The sequence below is a fragment of the Ruegeria sp. BE10 genome (genome assembly GCF_056538905.1).
The window spans coordinates 143,539-158,646 of sequence record NZ_JBQFTX010000005.1 but is presented as its reverse complement, the minus strand read 5'-3'; the positions used below and the strand labels follow the sequence as shown (position 1 = coordinate 158,646).

Genomic DNA, 15,108 nt, shown 5'->3' with positions numbered 1-15,108 from the left:
CGTATCCTATTGTAAAATGTCGCACAAAGAGGATGGCATGTTCGACGAAACCCGAGGCGTACGCAAGAAAATCGCGGTAGTAGGTGCAGGTATCTCAGGTCTGTCGGCCGCTTACTATTTGTCAAAAAACAACGATGTGACCGTGTTCGAGGCCGAACCCCGGCTGGGCGGCCATGCCCGAACCGTCATGGCAGGCAAAAACGGCGACCAACCTGTCGATACCGGTTTCATCGTCTTCAATTATGCCACCTACCCCTATCTGACGCGCCTCTTCGATGAGCTGAACGTGCCCGTCATCAAATCCGAGATGAGTTTTGGTGCCACCATCGACAACGGCCGCATTGAATACGGTCTGAACAACCTGCGCACCCTGACGGCGCAGAAACGCAACCTTGCACGGCCTGCCTATTATAAGATGATCGCGGACATCCTGCGCTTTGGCAAAGAAGCCCCCGAAGCCGCACGTGACGATGACACCACGATCGGAGAGCTGGTCGATCAACTGCGCCTAGGCCATTGGTTCCGCCACAATTACCTGATGCCGATGTGCGGCGCGATCTGGTCCACTCCGGTGGAGTTTGTGGATCAGTTCCCAGCCCGCTCGCTGGTACAATTCTTCCGCAACCATGCCCTGCTGGCCAGTGGTCGCGCCAATCAGCATCAATGGTACACTGTCAAGGGCGGCAGCATCGAATATGTCCGCCGCATCGATGCCGCGTTACGTGAGCGCGGGTGTGAAATCCGTCTGGCCTGCCCGGTTGAGCATATTCAACGCGGCGATGCCGGTGTGACTGTCCACAGCCTGGGTCAGGTTGATCTGTTCGACGAAATCATATTGGCCACCCATTCCGATCAGTCCCTTGCCATTCTGGGCGAGACCGCAACAGATGCGGAAAGAGCTGCGTTAGGCTCTATTCGCTACCAACCGAACACGGCTATCCTGCACTGTGACCCAAGCCAGATGCCGCGCCGCCGCGCGTGCTGGTCCAGCTGGACCTACCGTTCGCAAGCGGGGAATGTTGGCGTGACTTACTGGATGAACCGACTGCAGAATATTCCAGACAGCGATCCGCTGTTTGTGACGCTGAACGCATCTTCGGAAATTCCTGCGGGTAAAATCTATGACAAGGTCGAGTTTGCCCATCCGGTGTTCGACAAAGCGGCCCTGAAAGCTCAGGGGCAAATCCGCGAGATGCAGGGACAGAACCGAACCTGGTTTGCCGGGGCTTACAACCGGCATGGCTTTCACGAAGACGGGATTGCCAGCGCGATGCATGTTGTTGAGCGCCTTAACGGCACCCCGCACACACTCGGAGCTGACAATGGCATTCCTGCACAAGACCCGGCCATCCCTGCCTCGGCTGATCTCTGATACCTGCCGCGCTGCACTGTTTTCTGTGATCGTGCTGGCCCCGGGCGGGTTGGCCGCGTCACCGATCACCCAGACGCTGACTGATGCGCAACTCAGAGGCAGCGCAACCTTCCGGTTTTTGGGCATGCCAATCTACGAAGCCAAGCTGTATACGCCGCAAGGCAGCACGCTCAATTGGACGCAGGACTTTGCATTGCAGCTGACCTATCGCAAATCCCTGAAACAGAAAGCACTGGTTGAATCGACGTTGGATGAGATGGCTCGACAAGGAAACCCTGCCCCGACGCAGGCCCAGTTACAGAAGTGTTTTCAGGCGGTTAGCAAGGGCGACAACTATATTGCAATTTCGGAAGGCCCGAACAAAGTTGGATTTTGGCGAAACGGCCAAAAGACCTGTACCCTGTCCTATCCCGGCGCCAAAAGCGCCTTTATGTCGATTTTTCTGGGCGACAACACCCGATCGGGCAGTTTCACCCGACAATTGAAGGGCGGATGATGCTGTACCCGCGTGTCAGTCTGTATGCGCTGATGCTCGCTGCGGCGGGGATACCGCTATATATCCATCTGCCGCGATTTGCTGCCGTCAATCTTGGTATCGGGTTGGGTGTGATCGGCACCGTTCTGCTGGTGATCCGGTTAATCGATCTGGTGCAGGATCCGCTGATTGGTTGGGCCATAGACCGCTGGCCAAACGCGCAACTGCTGTTTGCTGCGACCGCTGCGATTGGTTTGGCGATCGGGTTTCCAATGCTGTTTGGACTGCCGCCGGGAACAAATATTGCCTTATTAGTCTCTGTTTTAATCTTACTGTTCTCAGCCTACAGCTTGGGCACCATCCTGCTTTACGGTCGCAGCGCGACGCTTGCCATACAGCCAGAGCCGAAAGAGTTAATAAGAATGGCCGCATGGCGCGAAGGCGGGCAGTTGACAGGCGTCATCCTTGCAGCCAGCGCCCCAGCCTTGTTCGTAGGATTCGGAGCCAGCGCGCAGGGCTATCCCGCCTTTGGCCTGTTTCTGGGCCTGATCGCGATCTTCACCCTGACCCTGACGATCCCAATCTGGCGCCGACCCCCGATTACTGGCGATGGCCTGTCGTTCAATGGGCTCGCACAAGCTGGTGCGCTGCGATTGCTGCTGCTGGCGCTGGTCAACAGCTTACCAGTGGCCATCACTTCGACCCTGTTTTTGTTCTTTGTCGAAGATCGCCTGCAATTGCCGGGAAAAGCCGGACCACTGCTGATCCTGTTCTTCCTCAGCGCCGGGGCCAGCGTTCCGCTTTGGGCAAAGCTGGCTAACCGGATTGGCCCGAAACGAACACTGATCATCGCCATGCCCCTGTCGATCGCGGGATTTGTTGGCGCAGCTTTGTTGTCCGCCGGTAATCTGACCGGGTTCGCCGCAATCTGCCTGGCCTCGGGCGCGGCACTGGGGGCGGATATGGTGGTGCTGCCCGCGATGTTCTCAGTCGCGCTGACGCGGGCGGGGCTGAACGCATCCGCCGCATTTGGCATCTGGTCATTCGCTGGCAAGCTGGGCCTCGCGCTCGCTGCCTTTTTCACTCTGCCGCTGCTGGAACGCAGCGGGTTCACCCCAGGACAGGCAAACTCGGCCGAGGCGTTGCGGACGCTCACCCTCGCCTATGCCGTGCTGCCCTGCATCCTGAAACTCGGCGCGTTTGGGCTGGTCCTGACGTTGCCTTCTGAGGTCTCAGCCAAATGACTATCGTAGCTATCCTACTGCTTGCTATCCTTGTTCTGGTCGCAGCTCAGCGCCGGTTCCTAAGCTTTCGCTCGCAATCCCCTGCCGATTACAGCGGCACCGGGCCTGCCTTTAAAATGAAAGAAGTCCTGAACGGCGAAATCCTGTCCGAAGGGCTGATTTATGGCCCCAATGGGAAGATGTCGAACAGCTTTGTCGCCCGTATGGTGGGGAAATGGGATGGCAACACCGGCACGCTGACCGAGTATTTCACCTATTCCAACGGCAAGAAGATGACCCGCAAATGGCATCTGACGCTGGGCACGGGCGACACGTTTACCGCGACGGCAGAAGATATCGTCGGTGAGGGTCACGGCACAATTTCGGGATCGACCGTGAAGCTGACTTATCGGATCATCCTACCCCAAGACGCGGGCGGGCACACACTGGACGTTACCGATTGGATGTACCTGACCGAGAACGGTGTGATCATGAACCGGTCCGAGATGCGCAAATTCGGCATCAAGGTCGCTGAACTGGTCGCCACCATGCGCCCCGCGCCCGAAGCTAAAGCTGCGCATGTCAGCGGTTCAAATGGCTATGACACCGCGGTAGAAACGAGGACCTTGCAATGACGCCCCGCCGCATCCTGATCGCGGCCCTTGCCATCGCGGGGCTTGCCGCGCTGACCGCCTGTTCCGCCAAGCCGCGCGTACCTAAAAGCTTTCTGTCCGACCGGCAGTTGAACCTTGAGGAGTTCTTTGAAGGCAAAACCGTCGCCTATGGTCAGTTTCAGGATGTTCTGGGCAATGTCCCCCGCCGATTTACGGTGGATATCCAAGGCACCTGGGATGGTGAAACCCTGACCCTGATCGAGGATTTCGTCTATGACGACGGCGCCACCGAACAACGCATCTGGACCCTGATCAAAACCGGTCAGGACACCTGGACCGGAACTGCGCCTGGCGTCCTGGGCGCTGCCAGCGGGGTCGAGCGTGGTGATACCTTCAACTGGACATACAAGATCGATCTGCCGGTCAAGGACGGCACCATGCGGGTCAACTTTGACGACTGGATGTGGCTGCTAAGCGATGATCGTCTGCTGAACCGCGCCTATGTATCGCGATATGGCGTACGGCTGGGCGAGGTCATCCTGTTCTTTGAAAAACAGTAAGTCGCCAAAAAGGGCGAGCCCAAAGGCCCGCCCTTGAATCTAGGTCAATCAGGTCACTTTAGAAGTTGAACCAGACACCAAAGTCGGCCTGAATCCGGCCGTCGTCGTCACCGTCTTTAACTTCGCCAACAGCACCACGCAGTGTAGCGCCCGCACCCAGATCATAGATGGCGCCCACACCGATGTTGCGCGTGTCATTATCGGCCGATCCGTCACCATAGACCAACTGCAACGTGGTCGCTGCACCCAGGTTATAGGCGACCGAGAAACCGTAAGCAGTGCCGTTTTCATCATCATCGGCCACATCGTCGTCCGCCAGGAACAGCGTTCCGTAGAAGTCATTGAATTCGGCACCCAAAGTGAAGACGGTCAGGCTTTCCTTTTCGACACCATCACCTTCATCGGTTTCACCATAAACCAGCGAGGCGGTGATGTTGTTGAAAGTATAAGCCGCACTTACGTCCCAGCGGTCACGGTCCGTGGTTGCGCCAGTGCCATTGTTTGCAAAGATGGTGTTCTGGTCGTAGGACGCCGAAACAGCAAAATCACCAACGGTGTACTGGAAGAACACGGCATTGTCGCCCGAACCGGTCGATTCATACTCGAGGAATGAGTAGTTCACGCCCGAATACTGACCCAGAAACTCTTCCAGGCCGGGCTCGGTGCCGAAATAGTCATCCAGGTTGTCGAATGAACCAGCCACGTTGCCGGCGTCAACACGTAAGCCACCATAGATAACAGAGAACCGCGCGCCGTTCAGACCGGCGTTGTTGGCTTCACCAGTGTCGGAGTCTTCGTCGGCCTGCAGACGAACACGACCTTCAAACCGAACGCCACCGTCAGTTTCCGTGAAACCGTCAATATTCAGACGGAAACGTGAGATTAGGATGGCCTCGTCAGAATCTGCCGTGAATTGGTTTACCGTACCATTGGCTGTGGTGGTGGTCAGTGTCGTGTTCTGACGGTCCTCAAGGTAACCAATACCAAAACGGCCATAGCCGCTGAGGTTGATGCCGGATTCGGCCGCTGCGATGCCTGCGGTTGCAATTGTTGCGGTCGACGCAAAAAGAAGTTGTTTCATGATAAGTCCATGAGAGTGAGAGGAGTTTGGCTACAAAGTGTGGCTGAGCGCCTAGTCGAACAAATCGCGGGCATGCTCAACAGGGCCCGCGGACATTCGAACGTCTTGCCCTCGGCTTGCGTTGCAACTTTGCACAGGTGAAATCAGATAATCTAATTTTTATTGTTTATTTTTAGATAATTAGCATAGCTTCCAGAAGCCGTTACAAAAAGTTGATCGCAGAAAAAGGCCGCGACCTCTTTAATTTAAAGAGACTGACCCAATAGCCGTAAATGGTGTTTTCGATACTCATGCCAACGCCTTACGGCCACGCTGATCGGCAAAATCCAACGCTTTCGAATATACCTGCTCAGCCTGCCAAGCTCTTCGGCAGATCAGTTGCCGTAATAGACAAAAGACAGTGACCGGCTGACACCTCCGGGCGGTTTCGGAAAGGGTGAGGCCGCTGCCACCTGTGCCTTGGCTGCCCGTTCAAGATCCGGTGTGCCGTTGGTATCCACCACTTCGACATAATCCAGAGTTCCGTCCGGCTTGATCACGAAAAACACCCTCGCAAAGCCCCGCGCTGCTGTATAGACGATCGGCGCGCGGTTCAGGTGAACCAGAACCTCTCCGGCATAATTCGTCCGGTCAGAATTTCCGGGCCCTCGCCCGCCTGAGCGCCTTCCGCTATTGCCCGAAGTAAACCTGTCGACACCCCGGCGCGCGTATGTGGTCAGGGGGGATTCAATTTCGCGCGATGGATACCGAAGGTTGCTGAAATCCCGCACGCTACGCAACACGTCCCGCGGTTCATACTGTGGGCGACGATCCGGCAGTTGTGGGCGGATCGAAGAGGCCACAGCCAGCTCTGATCCTTCGCTGCTTTCCTCTGCCTGCGGTGCGGATTCGGCTTGGGCTGCGGGAATATCGGGCTCGACCGCCTCGCTTTCGGTGGGGATATCCGGCGCAACTGATGGCAATACGTCTTCCGACGGGTCCGGCAGCGCGGCAAGCTGCTCGGCCTCAACCGGTTCAGTTGCCGCGGCCTCAGTAATCGGCTCGGTCACCTCGGGGTTGCTTTCTGGGGCTTCGACAACCTCGGCAGTTTCTACGTCCGGATTTTCTTCCACCTCGTCACTGGCGCTCTGGTCGCCATCCGTGGTCTCTTGGGGTTCGGGGGCTTCTGACTCGACCGGTTCGGGGGAAACGGGCTGCAACACTTCTGAGGTGCCCGTATCGGGCGCAAAGGTTTGTTGGGGATCGTCCGAGGCCACATGCACTTCGCTGGTTGGAATCTCGGCAGGTTCGGGCGGGTCTTCGACCGGAGGTTCAGGCGTTTCCTCCGGTTCGGGCTCAACAGGTTCAGCGACGGCTTCAACCAGATCTTCGAAACTGTTGCCCAGTTCAACCCTGTCGGGTGTATCAGTGTCACCTGATTGTCCGGTCAGTCTGGGTGCGGTCAGGCTCAGCCCCGTCAGATGCAGCAGCAGCGACAGAAGCGCGGCCAGAACCGCAATGACCACCGACCCCCGGATCATTCCAGCGCCTTTTCGGTCACGACAAACACGGATACGGCGCCCAGTCGCCGCAGTTCAGCCGTCACTTCCATCAGCCGAGCGCCCGGCGCCTCGCGATCCGGGACGATACGTACCGGTCCGGGGTCGCGCCCTGTCATATAGGTTTCGGGGTCCATCGGCGCGCCGCGAAAGCTGAGCGTTCCGTCCCGGTGCAACACCAGCGCATCGGGTGGTTCGCGGCCTTCCAACTCGGACGTGTCGACCAGATTCAGATCAGGATCCAGCGGCGTGGCCACCGTTCCCGCGATCAGAAAGAAGATCAGCATCAGGAACACGACATTGATCAGCGCAATGGTCGAGTCGCGTTTGCGGCGGGGGCGGCCAGGACGGATCATTCCAACACCAGAACGCTGAGGCCCTCGCGCCCGCGCAGCAAAACCAGCAGGTCCACCAGCCGCTGCGCCGTCGTGTCAGGGTCCAAACTGACCAGCACCTGCCCGGTCGTCACCTGTGTGGTCAGGTCCGCAAGCGTGACCGGAGTACCGTTCAGAACCAGCCTTTCTTCTCCCAGCTGGACAAAGGCGCGGTCTTTGGGTGTGTTCGCAGACGCGCTACCCGCTGTGGCGGCGCTCAGCTCGATCTCGCCATATTTGGAAAAGGTCGAGGTCAGCATGAAAAACAGCAGCAACAGAAAGATCACATCGATGAGCGGCGTCATCGCTAGTGGTCGCCTGACAAAGGGTGCGAGGTTACGCATGTCCGGGCGTGGCCGCCATGCTCTGTGCGTCCTCGGCCAGCGGGATGGCCTGCCCCGGCACCAGTACGGTGCGCAGCGCCTTATCGGCGAACACCCGTTCCCGTGCGGTGCGGCTTTCGAACCACGACAGCACCATCGAGGTCGGCATCGCTACCGCCAGGCCCACCGCAGTGGTCACCAGCGCCACCCAGATACCACCCGCCAACAGCGACGGATCAACCGAGGACCCGGCGGATTGCAGACTGCGGAACGCTTCGATCATGCCCAGAACCGTACCAAACAGACCCAACAGCGGCGCCAGCTGCGCCACCGTATCCAGCAGACGGAAACCACGTTCAAGCCCGGCCAGCGCCAGCCCCGCCTCGGCATCCAACCGTTGATCCAGACCGGGTGCGTCCGGCGCATCCATCGCCACGCCGACCAGCGGCGCAAGATAGCTGTTGCTTTTGGCCAGTCGCGCGCGGGCGGCTTGCTTGTCACCGGCATCCCAAGCGTCCAGCGCCTGCGACAGCACCCGGTGCCGACCAACACCCGAGGCGGCGAATTGCCAAAGCTTGTAAAGCGTCACTGCCAGCGTCACCACGGACATGGCGATCAGGATGGCCACAACCGGCCCGCCCAGGGCCAGAATTTCGCGCAGGGCGTCAAGAATACTCATCCCAAAAGCTCCACTTCAGTACGGCTGCGCAAGGTTGGTGTCTTGTCGCAGATTTCGCTGTCAGCACCGTCGACGGTACAGCCGCTTAGCCCATTGATCAGAACCCGCCCAAGATTTTCACAGGCGATGTCGCGTACATCAAACTGACGCACGCGGGGGCGTTCCGCTGGCAGGTCCCGAAATCCAAAAAGGGTAAAGCGTTCGAACACACCAGCGGCATCGAAAATCACCACCTGATAATTGGCAGTGTCGATCGCCGTTGCAGTTTCGTTTTCGACCAGAAAGGTCAAACGGCAGGCGCCTTCGACATCTTCAGTCGCGTTCAGCTCGACCACCAACCCCGGCGCATCCTTCGCCGTTTGGGCCTGAGCCGCAAAGGGCAGCGTGCTAACGATGGCAGCAAGGGCCAAAGGGCGAAACTTCATGAATACGCTCCCAATTGTTTCACGCAGGCAGAGGTTCTGACAGCGCTATGTCCGTCTTATCCAAGACCGCTGGGGCGCGAAAGGGTTGCGGACATCTTTGTGATAAAGTGCGATTTTCGACCCGTTCAACCCTATTGCCGGGTCAAGGGCAACAGCGTGCTGCTCTAGTTGATGTCACTGGGGCAGTTGCGGGCAGTCCTATGTGTCATCGCGCAGTCCACTCACTGGCACGAACAGACTTACATGTCGGACCTGCGCCCACTTCAGGTCTGATCGGCTTAAATTTCTTGTTCGCAAGCACACTCACACGTGAATAGCTATCGGGGAAGGGGTGCAAACAAACCTCGTGGTAACGTCAGCTTCTGCTCCACGACAAATCTTGCTTTTATTGAAAAAGTGGTGAGCCGTGCAGGATTCGAACCTGCGACCCACTGATTAAAAGTCAGTTGCTCTACCAACTGAGCTAACGGCCCACTCTTTTGTTGGATCTGTTCGATCCGTGGCGCTCTCTAAGGTATTTTCCCGACTGGGTTCAAGCCCTTATTTTGCACCTCGTTTCACCGTCACTTAACTTGTTTCCGGCGTCCCGATAGGCGGCCTAATTAGGGAGGTGACGCGGGGGGGTCAACCCCTTTTTTCAGGAATCTGCATCGCAGGGTGGATTCCTTTCAAACGCGTGGTTATATGCCGGCCATGCAACGAATGATGACCTCTGGTTTGCCCTTCATGAAGATGCACGGGCTTGGCAATGACTTTGTCATTGTAGATGCGCGCGCGCAAAGTGTTGAGATTTCGCCTGCGCTTGCTAGGGGAATCGGGCACCGACAGTTCGGCGTGGGTTTCGACCAGCTGGCCGTGATAGAAAACGGTAACGCAGATGCGCATCTGGTGTTTTATAACGCCGACGGGTCGACCTCAGCGGCATGCGGGAACGCCACGCGCTGTATCGCCCGTTTCCTGATGGAAGAAAGCGGCAAATCGGAACTGACGCTGACCACCGAACGCGGCACGCTTTTTGCCTGCGATGCCGGGGATGGCCTAACCTCGGTGAACATGGGTCAGCCGCAACTGGACTGGCACGAGATCCCGTTAGCTGAAGAGGTCGATACCCTGGAATTGCCGATCGAGGGTACTCCGACCGCGACCGGTATGGGCAATCCCCATTGCACGTTCTTTGTCGAAAACGCCGAGGCGATTCCCCTGGAAGAATTTGGCGCGCGGTACGAATATCACCCGCTGTACCCTGAGCGCACCAATGTTCAGGTGGCGCAAGTCATCGGACCGGACCACATCCGCATGCGTGTTTGGGAGCGGGGCGTGGGAATCACGTTGGCTTCTGGCTCGTCCTCCTGCGCGACGGCTGTGGCTGCTGCCCGTCTTGGCCTGACTGGTCGCAAGGTGCAGATCGATCTGGACGGTGGCACCATTTGGGTCGACTGGCGCGAAGATGGGGTCTGGATGACCGGTCCGACCTGCCATGTGTTTTCGGGCACTCTGACCCCGGAATTTCTGGGTTCGCTGGGATGAGCGCGCCCAAATTCACCACGCTAGGCTGTCGCCTGAACGCCTATGAGACCGAGGCGATGAAAGAACTGTCGCAACAGGCAGGTCTAACCGACGCGGTGGTGGTGAATACCTGCGCTGTAACTGCCGAGGCCGTGCGCAAGGCCAGGCAAGAGATTCGCAAGCTGCGCCGTGAAAACCCCGACGCGCGACTGATCGTGACCGGATGTGCTGCGCAGACCGAGCCTGAGACCTTTTCCCGGATGGAGGAGGTCGATGCGGTGATCGGCAACACCGAGAAGATGCAGCCGGACACCTGGAAAGGCATGGCCGCGGATTTCATCGGTGAAACCGAGGCTGTGCAGGTCGACGACATTATGTCGGTGACTGAGACAGCGGGACATCTGGTTGACGGATTCGGCACCCGCTCGCGCGCTTATGTGCAGGTCCAGAATGGCTGTGACCATCGCTGTACCTTCTGCATCATTCCTTATGGCCGCGGTAACTCACGCAGCGTCCCTGCGGGCGTGGTGGTGGATCAAATCAAGCGGTTGGTGGACCGCGGTTATAACGAGGTTGTTCTGACCGGCGTTGACCTGACCTCATGGGGGGCGGACTTGCCCGCAGAGCCCAAGTTGGGCGATCTGGTCATGCGCATCCTGAAACTGGTGCCTGACCTGCCGCGGCTGAGGATCAGCTCCATCGACTCGATCGAAGTGGATGAGAACCTGATGCAGGCCATCGCAACCGAACCACGCCTGATGCCGCATCTGCACCTGTCGCTACAGCACGGGGATGACCTGATCCTGAAACGGATGAAGCGCCGCCATTTGCGTGACGATGCCATCCGCTTTACTGAAGAGGCCCGCAAGCTGCGGCCTGAGATGACCTTTGGTGCCGACATCATCGCTGGCTTCCCGACTGAGACCGAGGCGCATTTCGAGAATTCTCTGAAACTGGTCACTGACTGTGATCTGACTTGGCTGCACGTCTTTCCCTATTCCAAGCGCGACGGCACCCCAGCGGCTCGGATACCGCAGCAGATCAACGGCAACATCATCAAGGACCGTGCCGCCCGGCTGCGCGCGGCGGGTGAAGCACAGGTCGCAAAGCACCTGAACGAACAGATCGGCAAGACCCATCACATCCTGATGGAAAACCCGCATATGGGCCGGACCGAGCAGTTCACCGAGGTCGCGTTCAACACCCCGCATACCGAGGGGCAGATTGTGACGGCCAAAGTGCTAGGGCGCTCAGACACACAGCTGACTGCCTGAGGTAAAGCTGCTTAGGTGGTGACCGCAGACACCGCTGCGGTGTCATAGAATTCCTCGTATTCACAGACCAGCCCGTCGCGAAACCGGCAAATGATCAAAATCGGCGTCTCTACCGTCTTGCCAGTGCCTTTATGCGTCCAGGCACAGGCGCCGATGCCGACAACACGGTCATCCTGTGCAATGGTGTCTTTCAGGGTCCAATGCTGCATCTCGAATGCGGCAGTCAGATCTTCCAGATATTCCTGCATCTCGGCCCGACCATCGCGCCCACAGCTGAAATCAAGCCCGTATTGGCCCCGGCCCAGCGAACGCATGCACAGATCCTCGGTCGTGTATTTTTCCCACATACCGATATCTGACGCCTTGCAATCGTTCCATTCTGCAAAGGCTTTCCGCATCTTTTCGACATTGCTCTGCGTGTCCATAATTCGTTCTCCCAAATGTAATGCGCTGAAAATGTGCTGCCCCAGAAACAACAAAGGACGAGGCGAGTATAACACCGGCAGCCAGCCGAACAAAAAAGGCCCGGTGTCGAACACCGGGCCTCGCAACATTCAGAAGCAAAATCCGATCAGACGGACTTCTTGCCTTTCACACCTGCCCACAGGCGTTTGTTGACCAGGTACAACAGCACCGACAACAGCGACAGGAAGATCACACCGACGAAGCCGGAGTACTTACGCTCCATCATCTTCGGCTCGGCTGTCCACATCAGGAAGGCCGCGATGTCTTCGGACAAGGCTTCGACCGTGGCCGGGTGACCATCAGCGAATTCCACCTGATCTTCGGCCAGGGGCGGTGCCATCGAAATCCAGCCGCCTGGGAAGGCGGTGTTTTCGTACAGGATCGTGCCGGCCTCTTCTTTTTCATGGCCGGTATAGCCATCCAGCAGCGAGGCGATGTATTCCGCGCCACCCATGCCTTTGAAGAACTGGTTGATGCCCAGACCGTAAGGACCGTGGAAGCCCGCACGGGCCTTGGCCATCAGGCTCAGGTCCGGTGCGCCAACGCCGTCATTTGCCGGGAAGTGATCGGTCGGAATGGCCGGACGGAAATCGTCCAGCTCGGGGTCGAACACTTCGAAATTGCCCGCCGCATAGGCGATGACTTCTTCTTCCGAATAGCCCAGCGCTTCAAGGTCGCGCAGGGGCACGTATCTCAGGCCGTGGCAAGCCGCGCAAACCTCGGTATAGATCTGAAGACCGCGCTGCAGCTGGTTCTGATCCCAGGTGCCAAACGGCCCCTCGAACGAGAAGTGGAAGTCCTCGATATGCTGTTCACCGCCGCCTGCCGCGTAGGACGCAGCAGGAGCAAGGGCGAGAGCAAACGCGGCACCGATTGCAAGTTTCTTGAACATGTTTCCGGTCCCTCTTCTTACTCGGCCGGCGTGGCGTCGGCGTCAGCCTTGCCATAATGCGCGTTGAAGTCTTCTTCGATGGTCTCGGGCTGGGCCAGAGGTTTCTCGATCACGCCAAGGATCGGCAGGATCACGAAGAAATAAGCGAACCAGTAGGCGGACGCGATCAGCGAGAAGGTCGCATAGGGCTCTTCCGCGGGCATCGCACCCAGCCACATCAGGGCAAAGAAATCGATGATCAGCAGGTAGAACCACCATTTGAACAGCGGGCGGTATTTGCCCGAACGCACAGTCGACGTGTCCAGCCAGGGCGCCAGCGCCATGGCCAGGATCGCACCGAACATCGCGATCACACCAAAGAATTTGGCGTCAACAATGCCGCCGGTGATGAAGCTGGCGAACTGCACAACCCAGACCTCACCAGTGAAGGCACGCAGGATCGCGTAGAACGGCAGGAAGTACCATTCGGGCACGATGTGCGCAGGCGTCACCAGCGGGTTGGCTTCGATATAGTTGTCCGGGTGGCCCAGATAGTTCGGCATGAAACCGACGACCGCCCAGAACACAACCAGGATCACAGCCAGTGCGAACAGATCTTTGATCACGAAGTACGGCCAGAACGGCAGCGTGTCTTTCTCGGCTTCGGCTTTCGAACCGCGGCGCACTTCAACACCTGTTGGGTTGTTGTTGCCAGTGGTGTGGAAGGCCCAGATATGCACGATCACCAGCGCCGCAATGACAAACGGCAGCAGGTAGTGCAGCGAGAAGAAGCGGTTCAGCGTGGCGTTGTCCACCGCAGGTCCGCCCAGCAGCCAGGTCTGGATCGCATCACCCACGAACGGGATCGCGCCAAACAGGCCGGTGATCACGGTTGCACCCCAGAAGGACATCTGACCCCAAGGCAGAACGTAGCCCATGAAGGCGGTGCCCATCATCATCAGGTAAATCAGCATCCCGATGATCCACGTGATCTCACGCGGGGCTTTGTACGAGCCGTAGAACAGGCCACGGAAGATGTGGATGTATACCGCAACAAAGAACAGCGATGCGCCATTCATGTGTAGGTAGCGCAGCATATAGCCACCATTCACGTTGCGCATGATGTGTTCGATGCTAGCAAAAGCCAGATCGACATGCGGGGTGTAGTGCATCACCAGAACGATACCGGTGACAATTTGCAGCGCCAGGCAGAACGCCAGGACGATGCCCCAGATCCACCACCAGTTCAGGTTCTTAGGCGTTGGGATCATAAGGGTGTCATACAGCAGGCCGACGATCGGCAGACGGCTGTTCAGCCACTTCTCGCCATTTGTCTTCGGCTCGTAATGATCGTGGGGAATTCCGGACATCTGGGTCTCCCTTAGCCGAGCTTGATGGTTGTCGCATCCACCCATTCAACGGGCGGAACGGGCAGGTTTTCAGGCGCGGGGCCTTTGCGGATACGACCGGCAAGGTCATAGTGCGAACCGTGGCAGGGGCAGAACCAGCCACCGAAATCACCCGCATCGCCCAGAGGGACACAGCCCAAGTGGGTGCAAACGCCCATCTGAACAATCCATGCGCCGGGCGCTTCGCCTTCGGGCGACGGCATCACGCGGTTGGCATCCGTTGCGGGCGCATCGGCAGGCAGGTTGAAGTTGCGCGCCAGCGGATCAGGCAGTGCATCTACGCCTTCGGCGTCCTGTTCCTGAGCCTCTTGGATCTCAGCACCGGTACGGTGACGGATAAATACAGGCTTGCCCAGCCATTTGACGGTCAGCTGCGTGCCCGGCTCGACACCGCTGACGTCCTGGCGAATCGAGGACAGCGCCTGAACGTCTGCCGATGGGTTCATTTGGTTGATCAGGGGCCATACGGCTGCACCCGTCGCAACGACACCTGCGCCGCCTGCGACGTAGTAGAGGAAATCTCTGCGGGTGCCTTCGTGGTCTTCTGCGTGGGACACGAGGTTTTCTCCGATTCCGGCGCCCGCGATTGCGGGCAAACATGCATCAGCACCGCATCAAAGCGGCGTCTCATCGCGGCTATCTAGCCGGGAGAAATCGGTTCGTCCAGCGGTCATAGGCGCGCAGGACGCCTCAACAGGGCATTCATGTCACAACGACGGGGTATTTTTTCAAGATGGGGACAGATTTAAGCGGGGGAACCCACCGCCTGTCCAAACCTGCTGCCCATGTGATTCGGGTGAGGCATACTGAGGTCGAAACCGGCATGCAGAACTGGGTTTTGCCCCGCAAGAAAGCGGGCATCGGGCAAGATTCAGACCAGATTCTGCCACTCTATTTTCCACTTTTCTGGAATGTGTGA

At 58.2% G+C, this 15,108-nt stretch carries 17 protein-coding genes and 1 tRNA gene; 7 read left to right on the top strand and 11 right to left on the bottom strand.

Going from position 1 to position 15,108, the window contains the following annotated elements:
• Positions 1–37: 37 nt before the first annotated feature.
• From ACR0M2_RS13135 to ACR0M2_RS13115, 5 genes are read left to right on the top strand one after another with little or no spacing between them, the layout of a single operon-like run.
• Positions 38–1,372 (top strand): NAD(P)/FAD-dependent oxidoreductase, encoded by a 1,335-nt coding sequence (locus tag ACR0M2_RS13135; protein WP_170376342.1) that lies wholly within the window; start codon positions 38–40, stop codon positions 1,370–1,372.
• Entirely contained in the window at positions 1,323–1,868 is a 546-nt protein-coding gene (locus ACR0M2_RS13130) for a hypothetical protein (RefSeq protein WP_170349686.1), read from the top strand. The genes ACR0M2_RS13135 and ACR0M2_RS13130 overlap by 50 nt, the downstream gene beginning before the upstream one ends.
• Positions 1,868–3,091, top strand: a complete 1,224-nt coding sequence (locus ACR0M2_RS13125) for an MFS transporter (protein ID WP_170410945.1) — start codon at positions 1,868–1,870, stop codon at positions 3,089–3,091. The genes ACR0M2_RS13130 and ACR0M2_RS13125 overlap by 1 nt, the downstream gene beginning before the upstream one ends.
• Positions 3,088–3,705 (top strand): DUF3833 domain-containing protein, encoded by a 618-nt coding sequence (locus tag ACR0M2_RS13120; RefSeq protein ID WP_170360907.1) that lies wholly within the window; start codon positions 3,088–3,090, stop codon positions 3,703–3,705. Before ACR0M2_RS13125 ends, ACR0M2_RS13120 begins: the two co-directional genes overlap by 4 nt.
• Complete coding sequence (locus tag ACR0M2_RS13115) at positions 3,702–4,244, top strand: DUF3833 domain-containing protein (RefSeq protein ID WP_170360909.1); 543 nt, start codon at positions 3,702–3,704, stop codon at positions 4,242–4,244. The genes ACR0M2_RS13120 and ACR0M2_RS13115 overlap by 4 nt, the downstream gene beginning before the upstream one ends.
• Positions 4,245–4,302: 58 nt before the next feature.
• Here the strand turns inward: ACR0M2_RS13115 and ACR0M2_RS13110 are convergent, their stop codons facing one another.
• The 7 genes from ACR0M2_RS13110 to ACR0M2_RS13080 all read right to left on the bottom strand — a co-directional run bounded on the left by ACR0M2_RS13110 (position 4,303) and on the right by ACR0M2_RS13080 (position 9,137).
• Positions 4,303–5,325: a porin gene (locus ACR0M2_RS13110; RefSeq protein ID WP_170360912.1), complete on the bottom strand. Its 1,023-nt coding sequence runs from the start codon at positions 5,323–5,325 to the stop codon at positions 4,303–4,305.
• A gap of 374 nt (positions 5,326–5,699) precedes the next feature.
• Positions 5,700–6,845, bottom strand: coding sequence for a TonB family protein (locus ACR0M2_RS13105; RefSeq protein ID WP_480705451.1), 1,146 nt, complete (start codon positions 6,843–6,845; stop codon positions 5,700–5,702).
• Positions 6,842–7,219 (bottom strand): ExbD/TolR family protein, encoded by a 378-nt coding sequence (locus ACR0M2_RS13100; RefSeq protein WP_170349681.1) that lies wholly within the window; start codon positions 7,217–7,219, stop codon positions 6,842–6,844. Before ACR0M2_RS13100 ends, ACR0M2_RS13105 begins: the two co-directional genes overlap by 4 nt.
• Positions 7,216–7,542: a biopolymer transporter ExbD gene (locus tag ACR0M2_RS13095; protein ID WP_170550152.1), complete on the bottom strand. Its 327-nt coding sequence runs from the start codon at positions 7,540–7,542 to the stop codon at positions 7,216–7,218. Before ACR0M2_RS13095 ends, ACR0M2_RS13100 begins: the two co-directional genes overlap by 4 nt.
• Positions 7,543–7,573: 31 nt before the next feature.
• Positions 7,574–8,239: a MotA/TolQ/ExbB proton channel family protein gene (locus ACR0M2_RS13090; RefSeq protein WP_480705449.1), complete on the bottom strand. Its 666-nt coding sequence runs from the start codon at positions 8,237–8,239 to the stop codon at positions 7,574–7,576.
• Positions 8,236–8,664 (bottom strand): hypothetical protein, encoded by a 429-nt coding sequence (locus ACR0M2_RS13085; protein WP_170349678.1) that lies wholly within the window; start codon positions 8,662–8,664, stop codon positions 8,236–8,238. Before ACR0M2_RS13085 ends, ACR0M2_RS13090 begins: the two co-directional genes overlap by 4 nt.
• Positions 8,665–9,061: 397 nt before the next feature.
• Positions 9,062–9,137, bottom strand: a tRNA-Lys gene (locus tag ACR0M2_RS13080).
• Between the two features lie 211 nt (positions 9,138–9,348).
• Here ACR0M2_RS13080 and dapF point away from each other — a divergent pair.
• Both dapF and mtaB read left to right on the top strand, forming a co-directional pair.
• Positions 9,349–10,191, top strand: coding sequence for a diaminopimelate epimerase (gene dapF, locus ACR0M2_RS13075; RefSeq protein WP_480705447.1), 843 nt, complete (start codon positions 9,349–9,351; stop codon positions 10,189–10,191).
• The gene (gene mtaB / locus ACR0M2_RS13070) at positions 10,188–11,444 is read left to right on the top strand and encodes a tRNA (N(6)-L-threonylcarbamoyladenosine(37)-C(2))-methylthiotransferase MtaB (protein WP_480705445.1); all 1,257 of its coding nucleotides are present in this window, start codon (positions 10,188–10,190) and stop codon (positions 11,442–11,444) included. The genes dapF and mtaB overlap by 4 nt, the downstream gene beginning before the upstream one ends.
• Positions 11,445–11,455: 11 nt before the next feature.
• On the opposite strand, the gene ACR0M2_RS13065 is transcribed toward mtaB, so the two are convergent.
• The 4 genes from ACR0M2_RS13065 to petA form a co-directional block, all read right to left on the bottom strand.
• Positions 11,456–11,869, bottom strand: a complete 414-nt coding sequence (locus tag ACR0M2_RS13065) for a nuclear transport factor 2 family protein (RefSeq protein ID WP_170349663.1) — start codon at positions 11,867–11,869, stop codon at positions 11,456–11,458.
• A gap of 146 nt (positions 11,870–12,015) precedes the next feature.
• Positions 12,016–12,801 carry a cytochrome c1 gene (locus ACR0M2_RS13060; RefSeq protein WP_170360923.1) on the bottom strand — a complete coding sequence of 262 codons (786 nt, stop codon included), beginning with the start codon at positions 12,799–12,801 and terminating at the stop codon, positions 12,016–12,018.
• Positions 12,802–12,818: 17 nt separating this feature from the next.
• Positions 12,819–14,150, bottom strand: coding sequence for a cytochrome b (gene petB, locus ACR0M2_RS13055; RefSeq protein WP_170349661.1), 1,332 nt, complete (start codon positions 14,148–14,150; stop codon positions 12,819–12,821).
• An 11-nt stretch (positions 14,151–14,161) separates the two neighbouring features.
• Positions 14,162–14,746 (bottom strand): ubiquinol-cytochrome c reductase iron-sulfur subunit, encoded by a 585-nt coding sequence (gene petA / locus ACR0M2_RS13050; RefSeq protein ID WP_170349660.1) that lies wholly within the window; start codon positions 14,744–14,746, stop codon positions 14,162–14,164.
• Positions 14,747–15,108: the final 362 nt, after the last annotated feature.

Coding starts and splice junctions, on each gene's coding strand:
- ACR0M2_RS13100 (WP_170349681.1), bottom strand. CDS start 7,219: ATGATCCGTCCTGGCCGCCCCCGCCGCAAACGCGACTCGACCATTGCG.
- ACR0M2_RS13105 (WP_480705451.1), bottom strand. CDS start 6,845: ATGATCCGGGGGTCGGTGGTCATTGCGGTTCTGGCCGCGCTTCTGTCG.
- ACR0M2_RS13120 (WP_170360907.1), top strand. CDS start 3,088: ATGACTATCGTAGCTATCCTACTGCTTGCTATCCTTGTTCTGGTCGCA.
- ACR0M2_RS13090 (WP_480705449.1), bottom strand. CDS start 8,239: ATGAGTATTCTTGACGCCCTGCGCGAAATTCTGGCCCTGGGCGGGCCG.
- ACR0M2_RS13095 (WP_170550152.1), bottom strand. CDS start 7,542: ATGACGCCGCTCATCGATGTGATCTTTCTGTTGCTGCTGTTTTTCATG.
- dapF (WP_480705447.1), top strand. CDS start 9,349: ATGCCGGCCATGCAACGAATGATGACCTCTGGTTTGCCCTTCATGAAG.
- ACR0M2_RS13135 (WP_170376342.1), top strand. CDS start 38: ATGTTCGACGAAACCCGAGGCGTACGCAAGAAAATCGCGGTAGTAGGT.
- ACR0M2_RS13060 (WP_170360923.1), bottom strand. CDS start 12,801: ATGTTCAAGAAACTTGCAATCGGTGCCGCGTTTGCTCTCGCCCTTGCT.
- ACR0M2_RS13125 (WP_170410945.1), top strand. CDS start 1,868: ATGCTGTACCCGCGTGTCAGTCTGTATGCGCTGATGCTCGCTGCGGCG.
- ACR0M2_RS13130 (WP_170349686.1), top strand. CDS start 1,323: ATGGCATTCCTGCACAAGACCCGGCCATCCCTGCCTCGGCTGATCTCT.
- ACR0M2_RS13115 (WP_170360909.1), top strand. CDS start 3,702: ATGACGCCCCGCCGCATCCTGATCGCGGCCCTTGCCATCGCGGGGCTT.
- petB (WP_170349661.1), bottom strand. CDS start 14,150: ATGTCCGGAATTCCCCACGATCATTACGAGCCGAAGACAAATGGCGAG.
- ACR0M2_RS13110 (WP_170360912.1), bottom strand. CDS start 5,325: ATGAAACAACTTCTTTTTGCGTCGACCGCAACAATTGCAACCGCAGGC.
- ACR0M2_RS13085 (WP_170349678.1), bottom strand. CDS start 8,664: ATGAAGTTTCGCCCTTTGGCCCTTGCTGCCATCGTTAGCACGCTGCCC.
- mtaB (WP_480705445.1), top strand. CDS start 10,188: ATGAGCGCGCCCAAATTCACCACGCTAGGCTGTCGCCTGAACGCCTAT.
- ACR0M2_RS13065 (WP_170349663.1), bottom strand. CDS start 11,869: ATGGACACGCAGAGCAATGTCGAAAAGATGCGGAAAGCCTTTGCAGAA.